Below are 11,755 nucleotides of genomic sequence, written 5' to 3' on the forward strand. Positions count from 1 at the left end.
GGGCGGGTTTCACGGGGACGATTCCCTGCCTATCCTGAAAGGGCCGCATCCCGGTCGCCCCCGCGACCGACGACTAGGAGGACTCCGTGCCGCTCTCGGAGCACGAGCAGCGAATGCTCGAGCAGATGGAGCGAGCGCTGTACGCCGAAGATCCCAAGTTCGCGACAGCGCTCGAGGGAAGCGGACTGCGTACGTACACCCGGCGACGGGTCTACCAGGCAGTCGCCGGCTTCCTGGTGGGTATCGCGCTCCTCATGGCTGGAATGGTCGCTCAGCAGATCTGGATCAGCGTGGTGGGGTTCCTCGTCATGCTGGGCTGCGCGGTACTGGCGGTCACCGGATGGCGCAAGGCGCCCAAGCCGGGTGAGCAGCAGGCGAGTGGCGGAGAGGCGGCCGGTGGCCGTCAGACCCGGCAGCGCCGCTCGATGATGAACCGGATCGAAGAGCGGTGGCAGCGCCGCCGCGACGAGCAGCAGGGCGGCGGCCACTGACGCCGCGCTGAGGGCGCGACGCGCCCCTACACACGCACCGAGCCCCCGCGGGCCCGCGCCACAGCGCGTCCCGCGGGGGCTCGTTCGTTCCCCGCTCCTGACCCTCGCGGGGGTGGGGGGAGCGCCGGGTGGCGCCCCCCACCCGCGAGGGTCAGGGGTTCGTGCGGGTCAGGCGGCGGAGGGTGGTGGTCAGGCGGAGCGTCGCGGTCTGGCGGCGGGTGGCCCAGCGGTCCGTCAGGGCCGACCAGCCGGCCGACGCCCTCCAGATCACCCGCGCGGCCGAGCGCGGGGCCAGCAGCGCCCGCAGCCGGACCTTCCGGGAGGCCGCAGCCGCGAAGCCGGTGACGACCAGGGCCACCTCGTCCGCCAGGCCCGTGCCCGGACGGGGCTGCGGGGCGTAGAGGACCTGCTCCACCGCCCGCGCCACCCGGTGCACCGCGTTGGCGGACTCGCCCTCCAGGGCGCCGAGCCGGACGATCCGCGCCGCCGTCTTCCGGGGGGTGATCGACTCGTCCGGCACCACCCCGTGGTCCCAGGCGGTGTCCACGATCTCCTGCCACGCGGCCAGCGTCCTGGCCACCGCGTCCTCGGCGGTACGGCCCGAGGAGCCGAGCCGGCGCGACCGCAGCCGCCTGCGCCACAGCAGAGGCGTCAGCGGCAGCAGCACCACCACCGCCACGCCCAGGCCCACCAGAACCACCGTCAGCGGATCGACCCCGCCGCCGCCCGACGAGGCACCGCCCGCCGCCGTGTCAGGGCCGCACTCGCCGAGGCGGCGCAGCTGCGGCGGGCAGCTGTCCGACGCGCTCGGCACCGCCGACGGAGCGGCGGAGGCGCCGGTCGACGGCTGCGCCGTCTCGGTCGGCGTCCCCGAAGGGGACTGCTGCCGCGTGTACTCCGGTGTGAAGCCCCGCGTCGGCGTCGGCTCGAACCGGGTCCACCCCGCGCCCTCGAAGTACAGCTCGGGCCAGGCGTGGGCGTCCCGGATGCCCACCGACATCGCGCCGTCGGCCTGCTGGCTGCCCGGCATGAAGCCGACCGCCACCCGCGCCGGGATGCCCAGGGTCCGCGCCATCGCCGCCATCGAGAACGAGAAGTGGACGCAGAAGCCCTCCCGCCGTTCCAGGAAGCGCGAGATGGCCTGGACCCCCGTACCGGACTCGACGTCGACGTCGTAGCGGAAGCCGCCGTCCGACGCGAACCAGTCCTGCAGCTTCACGGCCCGTTCGTAGTCGTTGCGCGCGCCCTTGGTGACCTGGAGTGCCGTCGCCCGCACGTCGAGCGGCAGCGAGTCGGGGACCTTCGTGTACTCGGCGCGGAGCGCCGACGACGCCGGCGGGGCCGCCGCCAGCTGCGCGGCCGTGGGCCGCACGTCCAGGCTGGCCACCGTGTACCGGGCGCCCCGGGTGGTCTGCCCGTCGTCGCCGACGAGCATCCGCCCGGCCGGCTCGTACCGCCAGCGACCGCCGATCTCCACCCGGGACGCCGGGTACGGCATCGGCAGCCACTTCTGCTCGTACGCCGGGGCGGCGACGAAGTTGCCCGTCACCTCGGTCGTCGCGACCTGTCCGCTCAGGCCGTCCGGCCGCGGCAGCGGCTTGGGCACGTCCTCGATCGGGCGGACGGAGGACTTCCACGACGTGCCGTCGAACTGGTCGAGCGCCACGAGCCGCAGATACATGCCGCTGGTGTCGGTCGCGTTCGTCCGGTACCGCAGCACCTCGCGGTCCTCGGGCTGGCGCAGGTTGTCCTGGAGCGAGACCAGCGGGTTCACCGCTGAGATCGTCCCGCCCTTGCCGCTCTCGCCCGGTCCGTCGCCCGAGCCGCCGAACAGGCCGCCGGAGAGCGTGGGCACCGCCGCCACGGCCAGCGCGACGCCCATGGCGGCCACGCCGATCCGCCGGCCGGTTCGCACCGGGGCGAGCGGTCGCGCGCCCCCGGAGCCGGCCGTACCGGCACGCGGCGCCGCGCCGAAGACCCGCCCCCACTGGGAGAGCCGGTCCCGGCTCTCCGCCAGGAGCAGCATGAGATAGCCGGAGGCCGCGAGCAGGAAATACAGCGGGCTCGCGCCGCCCTCGGAGAGCCCGGCGGCCACCGAGTAGAGCGCCAGCAGCGGCAGTCCGGCCGGGGCCGCGCTGCGGAAGGTCACCGCGAGCGTGTCCACCAGCAGCCCGATCACCAGCACGCCGCCGACCACCATCAGCCGGATGCCCGCGGTGTCCGGGGCCGGGATCGCGAAGGTCCCCACGTCGTCGACGCCCGACCGGAAGAGCGTGGCGAAGCGCCCGAACGCCTCCGGCCCGGGCACCAGCCCGAGCAGCGCCTGCTCCCGGGCGAAGACCAGGGTCATCGCCAGCACGGTCACGACGGCCTGCGCCGTGACCGTCAGTGGCCTGGCCAGCGGAACCCGCCGGGTCAGCGCGCCGACCCCGCTCTGCACCGCGAGCAGCAGCGCCGCCGTGAAGATCCAGTTCGCCGGCCGCACCAGCGGAAAGAGCGCGCCCGCCGCCATCATCGTGGCGGCGTAGGCGCCCAGCGTCAGCCGCCCGAGGCCGCTCATGACCAACCTCCGTACGTCTCGCCCGCGGCGCTCTCCGCGCGGATCCCGCCCGCCTGCTGCCACAGCTCGGCGAGCCGGGCGCCCGGAGGAACGGCCAGTGCCGTCCAGCCGGCCTCCCGCAACTGCCTCAGCCGCTCCTCGACCGCCCCGGACGCCGCGCCTCCGGAGATCCACGTGCCGGAGTCCAGGACGAAGGCGACGGCCGCGCCGCTGCGCTGCCGCATCCGGGCGGCGAGCGCCGCCTGCTCCTCGTCGATGTCGCCGACGAAGGCGATGAGCAGACCCTCGTTCCCGCCGCGCAGCACGTCGTAGGCGCGCGAGAGTCCGGCGCCGTCGGAGTGGTCCACGACGGCGAGGGTGTCCATCATCAGCCCGGCCGCCTCGGCCGAGTCGTGCGTGGTGCCGGCGAAGCCCTCGGCTCCCTCGCCGGGCACCGAGGTGCCCGTGTCGGTGAGGAGCCGTACCGAGAAGCCGCGCTCCAGCATGTGCACCAGTGCGGAGGCCGCCCCGGAGACCGCCCACTCGAAGGCCGAGTCCGGCCCGGCGCCCTCGTAGGCGATGGCCCGGGTGTCGAGCAGCACCGTGCAGCGGGCCCGCTGCGGCTGCTCCTCACGGCGCACCATCAGCTCGCCGTAGCGCGCGGTGGAGCGCCAGTGGACCCGGCGCAGATCGTCGCCGTGGCGGTAGGTGCGCGGGATCACGTCGTCGTCGCCGGCCAGCGCCAGCGAGCGCAGGCTGCCGTCGCCGTACCCCGCCGCCTCGCCGGTCAGCTTCACCGGCGGCAGCGGCTCGGTCCTGGGGACCACGGTGAGGGTGTCGTACGCGCTGAAGGAACGCGTCAGCTCGCACAGGCCGAACGGATCGTTCAGCCGGAGCTGGAGCGGGCCCAGCGGGAAGCGCCCGCGCAGGTCGGAGCGGACGCGGTAGGACACCTCGCGCCGGCCGCCCGCCTCGACCCGGTCCAGGACGAACCGGGGCCTCGGCCCGAGCATGTACGGGACGTGGTCCTGGAGCATGAGCAGCCCGGTGGGCAGCCGGGAGACGTTGTCCATCCGCAGGTGGACGCGCGCCTCCGAGCCGACCGGCACCCGCTGCGGGGAGAGCCGCCGGCTGCCGGCGACCCGGTAGCGGGTGCGGTGGAGCACCACGGCGCAGAGCAGCGGCAGCACCGCGAGCAGCACCCCGACCCGCAGCAGGTCGCTCTGGCCGAGGACGAAGGCGCAGATCGCGGCGGCGGCACCGGCGGCGAGGAAGGACCGGCCGCGCGTGGTGAGTCCGCTCAGGGCTGCCCGCAGACCGCCCCGGTCGTCACCCGCGCGAGCGCCCAGGTCGTCTCCCCGCTGCCCCTCAGGCGTGGCAGCGGTCGTCATCACAGCGGCCGAACGCCGGGCTGCTGGTGGCCGAAGTGAGGGCCGGTGGGCGGCGCGGAGGCCGGCACGGGCGTGCGCTGCAGGATGTCGAGCACGACCTGCTCCGCGGTACGCCGGTTCAGCTGGGCCTGCGCCGTCGGCAGCAGCCGGTGCGCGAGCACCGGCACGGCCAGCGCCTGGAGGTCGTCGGGCAGGACGTACTCGCGGCCGCTGAGCGCCGCGGAGGCCTTGGCGGCGCGCAGCAGGTGGAGCGTGGCACGCGGGGAGGCGCCGAGTCTCAGGTCCGGGTGGGTTCTGGTCGCGGCGACGACGTCCACGGCGTACCGGCGCACGGAGTCGGCGACGTGCACGGCTCGTACCGCGTCGATCAGCTTGACGATGTCGTGGGCGTGGGCGACCGGCTGCAGGTCGTCCAGCGGGTTGACCGCGCCGTGGATGCCGAGCATCTGGAGCTCGGCCTCGGCGCTGGGGTAGCCGATCGAGACGCGCGCCATGAAGCGGTCGCGCTGCGCCTCGGGGAGCGGGTACGTGCCCTCCATCTCCACCGGGTTCTGCGTGGCGACGACCATGAAGGGGCTCGGCAGCTCGTACGTCTGACCGTCGACCGTGACCTGCCGCTCCTCCATGGACTCCAGGAGCGCGGACTGGGTCTTCGGTGAGGCGCGGTTGATCTCGTCGCCGATCACGATCTGGGCGAAGATCGCGCCCGGTTTGAACTCGAAGTCCCGCCGCTGCTGGTCGAAGATCGACACACCGGTGATGTCCGACGGCAGCAGGTCGGGCGTGAACTGGATACGGCGCACCGAGCAGTCGATGGACCGCGCCAGCGTCTTGGCCAGCATCGTCTTGCCGACGCCGGGGACATCCTCGATCAGAAGATGTCCCTCGGCGAGCAGCACTGTCAGCGAAAGCCGTACGACCTCAGGCTTGCCCTCGATCACACCCTCCACCGACCTGCGGACACGCTCCGCTGTGGTGGTCAGATCTGTGAGGCTCGCTCGATCGTCATAGGTCGTCACCCGGCCCTCCTCGGCCCCTCCGAAAAACACCGACACCTGCCCCCGCGGTTCCTTGCGGGGGGTGTCACCCGAGCATTCTTGTTGCCCTTGCCGGGTTGTGTCACTCGCCTGTGGACAAGTGGGAGCGTTATGCCGGGGTTTGCCATGTTGCGCCCTGCGGATCAGGCGGGGTCGATCTCGCGGAGAAGACCGGTGGTCACGTCGAAGACGAACCCGCGGACATCGTCGGTGTGCAGCAGGAACGGCGAGGTCCGGACGCGCTGCATGGACTGCCGGACGTCCTGGTCGACGTCGCGGAAGGACTCCACGGCCCAGGACGGCCGCTGGCCGACCTCCATCTCCAGTTCGTGCCGGAACTCCTCGGTGAGCGACTCCAGGCCGCAGCCGGTGTGGTGGATGAGCACGACGCTGCGGGTCTTGAGCGCGCGCTGGCTGATCGTGAGCGAGCGGATCACGTCGTCGGTGACGACGCCGCCCGCGTTGCGGATGGTGTGACAGTCGCCGAGCTCCAGGCCGAGCGCGGCGTGGAGGTCGAGACGGGCGTCCATGCAGGCCACCACGGCCACGTTCAGCACGGGGCGCGCGTCCATGCCCGGATCGGTGAAGCCGGCGGCGTACCGCTCGTTGGCCTCGACGAGCCGGTCGGTGACCGTGCCGGCGGTCTGAATCACGTCGGTGGAAGTGTGCGCAGAGGTCGACATGTCTATGACGGTAGTGGTCACGAGTGCTCATGGCCCGCTGTGAGAGCGGACAAAGAACGTCAATGAGGCTTGTTGTGAGGTAACCCACAGGCATGGGAAGTGAAGGCCCATTCGGGTGAGTCATCCTGAATGCCCCGCTCCGACCGAAGCCCTGTGCGACGCGCCAGCCGGTTGATTGACCGCCACGGCCAGTGGACTAAAGTAACGCGAAGTTCACGGAGACATTGAGCGATTTCCGCGCTTTCTCCCCCGCGTGCGCGGCGGATGCGTAGCGGCCGCGCCGAATCATGAGCCGAATTCTGAGAGGGCGCAATTGAGCAACGACCGACACGTCCCGGTGATGCTCCAGCGGTGCCTGGACATGTTGGCCCCCGCCCTGGAGCGCCCCGGCGCGGTCGTCGTCGACTGCACCCTCGGCCTCGGCGGCCACAGCGAGGCGCTGCTCGCGCGGTTCCCCGAGACGCGTCTCGTCGCCCTCGACCGGGACAAGGAGGCGCTGCGTCTCTCCGGCGAACGGCTCGCCCCGTACGGTGAGCGCGCGACGCTCGTCCACGCGGTCTACGACGAACTGCCCGAGGTCCTCGACCGGCTCGGCATCCCGCGCGTCGACGGCATCCTCTTCGACCTGGGCGTCTCCTCCATGCAGCTCGACGAGGCCGACCGGGGCTTCGCCTACGCGCAGGACGCCCCGCTCGACATGCGCATGGACCAGACGACCGGCATGAGCGCGGCGGAGGTCCTCAACACCTACCCGGCCGGCGAGCTGGTCCGCATCCTGCGGGCGTACGGCGAGGAGAAGCAGGCCAAGCGGATCGTGTCCGCGATCGTGCGCGAGCGCGAGAAGGAGCCGTTCACCAACAGCGCGCGCCTGGTCGAGCTGATCCGCGACGCGCTGCCGCAGGCGGCCAAGCGCACCGGCGGCAACCCCGCCAAGCGCACCTTCCAGGCCCTGCGCATCGAGGTCAACGGCGAGCTGACCGTCCTGGAGCGGGCGATCCCGGCGGCGGTGAAGGCACTCGCCGTGAGCGGCCGGATCGCCGTCCTCTCGTACCACTCCCTGGAGGACCGCCTGGTCAAGCAGGTCTTCGCGGCGGGCGCGGCGAACACCGCGCCGCCCGGCCTGCCGGTGGTCCCCGAGCAGTACCAGCCCCGGCTCAAGCTGCTCACCCGAGGCGCCGAACTCCCCACCGAGGAGGAGATCGCCGAGAACCGCCGAGCCGCTCCGGCCCGGCTCCGAGGGGCGCAGCGCATCCGGGAGGACGCACTGTGACCGCCCGCCCGTCTCCCGCCGCCACCCCGCGCGCAGCGCTCGGCGCCGCCGCGGCTCCGCGCCACTCGGGCGGGGAAGAAGCGCACGGAAGCGAGCGGGCATGACGACGAAGGGGCCGCTCAAAGGGCGGGCGGCGCGGCTCGGGCGGCTCATGCCCTCGGGGCCCAGCACCGCCGCCCGTACCCCCTTCGTCCTTCTCGTCGTGGTGCTCCTCGGCGGCGGACTCATCACGCTCCTGCTGCTCAACTCCGCCCTCAACCAGGGATCCTTCAAACTGCGTGACCTCAAGAACCGCACCACCGAGCTGACCGACGAGGAGCAGGCCCTCCAGCGGGACGTGGACGACTACTCCGCGCCCGACGCGCTGGAGCGCAGGGCCCGGGAGCTCGGCATGGTCCCCGGCGGCAGCCCCGCCTTCCTCGACCCGAGCGGCAAGGTCCTCGGCGAGCCCTCCGAGGCGACGGCCGCGCCGAAGCCGCCCGCCCCCCGACCCGACCCGACCCCGCCGCGCACGAACCCGGACACGAGCGCCCCCGCGAAGCCGCCAGAGACGGCAGTGACGCCAGAGACGGCAGTGACGCCAGAGACGGCAGTCACGCCGGAGACGGCAGTCACGCCAGAGGCGCCCGAGACGACGCAGAAGACGACCGCGCCCGCCCCGACGACCTCCGGCAGGTGACCTCAGTGCCCCCCAAGGAGCCCCCGCGCCGGCGGGTCCCCGGCCCCGCCGGGCCCGCGCGCCCCGCCCGCCCCCGGCCCGCCGCCGCCCGCTCCGGTGGCGCCCGCTCCGGTGGCGCCCCGCGCAGGCCCGCCTCCCGGCCTCCCGTACGGCCCAAGGTGCGCACCATCCGGCTCGGCAGCCCGAAGCCCCGGCTGCGGCTCGTCTCGCTCGGCCTGACCCTCGTGATGCTGGTGTTCGTCGTCCGCCTGCTCCAGGTGCAGGCCGTCGACGCGAGCGCCCTGGCCGCGAAGGCCGAGGCGCACCGCTACCAGGAGTACACGCTCTCCGCGGAGCGCGGCGAGATCACCGACCGCTCCGGGATCGCCCTGGCCGCCAGCGTCGACGCGTACGACATCACCGCCGACCCCAAACTCTTCACCCCCGAGGAGAGCAAGGTCCGGGACGCCCCCGAGCAGGCCGCCGCGCTCCTCGCACCGCTCCTGGGCAAGGAGCCCGCCGACCTGGCGAAGAAGCTGCGTACCCCCAAGTCCCGCTACACCCTGCTGGCCCGCAAGCAGACCCCACAGGTCTGGAACCAGATCAAGGACCTCAAGAAGGTCTACGGGCAGAAGTCCAAGCCCTCCGAGGGCGGCAACGGCGTCAACCTGCTCGGCGGCATCCTGAGCGAGCCCAGCAGCAAGCGCGTGTACCCCAACGGGGAGCTCGCCGCCGGGATACTGGGCTATGTCAACGCCGAGGGCCGGGGCGCCGGCGGCCTCGAGTCCATGCTCGACAAGGAGCTCGCGGGCCAGGAGGGCAAGATCAGGTTCGCCGAGTCCGGCGGCCGCCAGGTGCCCACCGCGGGCTCCCGCGGTACCCCGGCCGTGCCCGGCTCGGACATCGAGCTGACCATCGACCGGGACATCCAGTGGGCCGCCCAGCGCGCCATCACGGAGCAGGTGGAGAAGTCCAGGGCGGACCGCGGCTACGTCATAGTGCAGAACACGCGGACCGGGGAGGTCCTGGCCATGGCCAACGCCCCCGGCTTCGACCCCAACGACCTGTCCGCGGCCAACGCCGCCGCGATGGGCAACGCGGCCCTCCAGGACGCCTACGAGCCCGGCTCCACCAGCAAGGTCATGTCCATGGCCGCCGTCCTGGAGGAGGGCGCGGCGACGCCCGCCACCCATGTCGTCGTCCCCAACCGCCTGCACCGGGGCGACCGGCTCTTCAAGGACGACATCGACCACCCGACCTGGTACCTGACGCTCAACGGCGTCCTCGCCAAGTCCAGCAACATCGGCACCATCCTGGCCACCGGCCAGCTCGGCGACACCCAGGCCGAGTCCAACCGGGTCCTCCACTCCTACCTGCGCAAGTTCGGCATCGGCAGCCCCAGCGGGCTCGGCTACCCCGGCGAGACCCCGGGCATCCTCGCCAAGCCCCAGAACTGGTCGACCTCGCAGCAGTACACGATCCCCTTCGGCCAGGGCCTCTCCGTCAACGCCATGCAGGCCGCCTCGGTCTACTCGACCATCGCCAACGGAGGCGTACGGATCGAGCCCACCCTCGTCCGCGGCACCAAGGGACCCGACGGCCGCTTCACACCCGCGCCCGCCCCGAAGGAGACCCGGGTCGTGAGCGAGAAGACCGCCAGGACCGTCGCGCAGATGCTGGAGTCCGTCGTCGGCGACGAGGAGGGCACCGGCACCAAGGCCCGGATCCCCGGCTACCGCGTCGCGGGCAAGACCGGAACCGCCAACCGCGTCGACCCCGAACTCGGCCGCTACAAGGGGTACACGGCCTCGTTCGCGGGCTTCGCGCCGGCCGACGACCCGCAGATCACGGTCTACTGCGCCATCCAGAACCCCACCAAGGGCAGCTACTTCGGCGGCCAGATCTGCGGCCCCATCTACAAGAAGGTCATGGAGTTCGCCCTCAAGACGCTCCATGTGGCCCCGACGGGCAGCGAGCCCGCCCGACTGCCGGTCATGTTCAAGGACAGCGAGTGACACCCCGGGAGCACCAGTGAGCACGATCACCCCCGATTCCGGGAACCGGAAATCGAACTCCGGCGACGCCCCGGCCTCTTTTGGCCCCGCGGCGGGTGGGCCCGGTACGCTCACCGCCGTGCCACACGCTGATCAGTACCGAACCGCCCCGCCCCGCCCCGAGCAGGCCCGCCCGACACCCCTGGGCGACCTGGCCGCCCGGCTCGGGACCGAGACGCCCGGCGACGCCGCCGTCACGGGCATCACCCACGACTCGCGGGCGGTACGGCCCGGCGACGTGTACGCGGCCCTTCCCGGCGCCCGGCTGCACGGCGCCGACTTCGCCGCCCAGGCCGCCGGCCTCGGCGCCGCCGCGATCCTCACCGACCCGGCCGGCGCCGAACGCGCCGCCGCGACCGGCCTGCCGGTCCTGGTCGTCGAGAACCCGCGCGGACGGATGGGCGAACTCGCCGCCGAGATCTACGGCCGGCCGGGCGAGGACCTCCTCCAGATCGGCATCACCGGCACCTCGGGCAAGACCACCACGGCCTACCTCGTGGAGGGCGGACTCAGGGCGGCCGGGCTCAGGAGCGGCCTCATCGGCACCGTCGAGATGCGGATCGGTGACGAGCGCATCAAGTCGGAGCGTACGACCCCCGAAGCCACCGACCTCCAGGCCCTGTTCGCCGTGATGCGCGAACGGGGCGTCGAGGCGGTCGCCATGGAGGTCTCCAGCCACGCCCTCGTGCTCGGCCGGGTCGACGGCTGCGTCTTCGACGTCGCCGTCTTCAACAACCTCAGCCCGGAGCACATGGAGTTCCACTCCGACATGGAGGACTACTTCGCGGCCAAGGCTCAGCTCTTCACCCCGGAGCGCAGCAGGCGCGGTGTGGTCAACCTCGACGACGCCTACGGCCGCAGGCTCGCCGCCGGGGAGGCCGGCGTCCCGGTCGTCACCTTCTCCGCCGAGGGCCACCCGGACGCCGACTGGCGCGCCGAGGCCGTCGAGATCGGCTCCCACGGCTCCACGTTCACGGTCGTCGGCCCCGAGGGCGAGCGGATCTCCGCCGCCGCGCCGCTGCCCGGCCCGTTCAACGTCGCCAACACCCTGGCCGCGATCGTCACCCTGGCCGTCGCCGGGATCGACCCGCAGACCGCCGCCGACGGCGTCGCCGCCGTCCCCGGCGTCCCCGGCCGGCTGGAGCGCGTCGACGCCGGCCAGCCGTACCTCGCGGTCGTCGACTACGCCCACAAGACGGACGCCGTCGAATCGGTCCTGCGCTCGCTGCGCAAGGTCACCGAGGGGAAGGTGCACATCGTCATCGGCTGCGGCGGCGACCGGGACACCACCAAGCGCGGCCCGATGGGCGCCGCGGCGGCCCGTCTCGCCGACACCGCCGTACTGACTTCCGACAACCCCCGTTCCGAGGACCCGCTCGCGATCCTCGCCGCGATGCTCGCCGGCGCCGCCGAGGTGCCCGCCCACGAGCGCGGCGACGTCCTGGTCGACGCCGACCGCGCCGCGGCCATCGCCGCGGCCGTGGCCCGCGCCGAGCCCGGCGACACCGTGCTCGTCGCCGGCAAGGGCCACGAGCAGGGTCAGGACATCGCCGGAGTGGTCCGCCCCTTCGACGACCGTCAGGTCCTGCACGCAGCGATTGAACAGAACCTCAAAAACAGTCAGGGATAAGT

9 protein-coding genes are annotated in these 11,755 nt (G+C 72.9%); 5 read left to right on the forward strand and 4 right to left on the reverse strand.

The window, feature by feature from the left end; translation table 11 throughout:
* Positions 1-86: 86 nt before the first annotated feature.
* The gene (locus ACZ3IJ_RS16245) at positions 87-491 is read left to right on the forward strand and encodes a DUF3040 domain-containing protein (protein ID WP_391797842.1); all 405 of its coding nucleotides are present in this window, start codon (positions 87-89) and stop codon (positions 489-491) included.
* Between the two features lie 151 nt (positions 492-642).
* Here ACZ3IJ_RS16245 and ACZ3IJ_RS16250 read toward each other — a convergent pair whose 3' ends face one another.
* The 4 genes from ACZ3IJ_RS16250 to ACZ3IJ_RS16265 all read right to left on the reverse strand — a co-directional run bounded on the left by ACZ3IJ_RS16250 (position 643) and on the right by ACZ3IJ_RS16265 (position 6,141).
* Entirely contained in the window at positions 643-3,051 is a 2,409-nt protein-coding gene (locus tag ACZ3IJ_RS16250; RefSeq protein WP_467468625.1) for a transglutaminase TgpA family protein, read from the reverse strand.
* Positions 3,048-4,421: a DUF58 domain-containing protein gene (locus tag ACZ3IJ_RS16255; RefSeq protein ID WP_467468627.1), complete on the reverse strand. Its 1,374-nt coding sequence runs from the start codon at positions 4,419-4,421 to the stop codon at positions 3,048-3,050. Before ACZ3IJ_RS16255 ends, ACZ3IJ_RS16250 begins: the two co-directional genes overlap by 4 nt.
* The gene (locus ACZ3IJ_RS16260) at positions 4,421-5,440 is read right to left on the reverse strand and encodes an AAA family ATPase (RefSeq protein ID WP_467468629.1); all 1,020 of its coding nucleotides are present in this window, start codon (positions 5,438-5,440) and stop codon (positions 4,421-4,423) included. The genes ACZ3IJ_RS16255 and ACZ3IJ_RS16260 overlap by 1 nt, the downstream gene beginning before the upstream one ends.
* A 161-nt stretch (positions 5,441-5,601) precedes the next feature.
* Positions 5,602-6,141, reverse strand: a complete 540-nt coding sequence (locus ACZ3IJ_RS16265; protein ID WP_467468631.1) for a beta-class carbonic anhydrase — start codon at positions 6,139-6,141, stop codon at positions 5,602-5,604.
* A gap of 313 nt (positions 6,142-6,454) precedes the next feature.
* Between ACZ3IJ_RS16265 and rsmH the strand changes: the two genes are divergently transcribed.
* The 4 genes from rsmH (at position 6,455) to ACZ3IJ_RS16285 (ending at position 11,753) form a co-directional block, all read left to right on the forward strand.
* Positions 6,455-7,411, forward strand: a complete 957-nt coding sequence (rsmH, locus tag ACZ3IJ_RS16270; RefSeq protein ID WP_467468633.1) for a 16S rRNA (cytosine(1402)-N(4))-methyltransferase RsmH — start codon at positions 6,455-6,457, stop codon at positions 7,409-7,411.
* A 100-nt stretch (positions 7,412-7,511) separates the two neighbouring features.
* Complete coding sequence (gene ftsL, locus ACZ3IJ_RS16275) at positions 7,512-8,090, forward strand: cell division protein FtsL (protein WP_467468635.1); 579 nt, start codon at positions 7,512-7,514, stop codon at positions 8,088-8,090.
* Positions 8,091-8,095: 5 nt separating this feature from the next.
* Positions 8,096-10,084, forward strand: coding sequence for a peptidoglycan D,D-transpeptidase FtsI family protein (locus ACZ3IJ_RS16280; protein ID WP_467468637.1), 1,989 nt, complete (start codon positions 8,096-8,098; stop codon positions 10,082-10,084).
* Between the two features lie 16 nt (positions 10,085-10,100).
* Positions 10,101-11,753, forward strand: coding sequence for a UDP-N-acetylmuramoyl-L-alanyl-D-glutamate--2,6-diaminopimelate ligase (locus tag ACZ3IJ_RS16285; RefSeq protein ID WP_467468639.1), 1,653 nt, complete (start codon positions 10,101-10,103; stop codon positions 11,751-11,753).
* Positions 11,754-11,755: the final 2 nt, after the last annotated feature.

It is taken from the genome of Streptomyces sp. NPDC013317 (genome assembly GCF_055563155.1).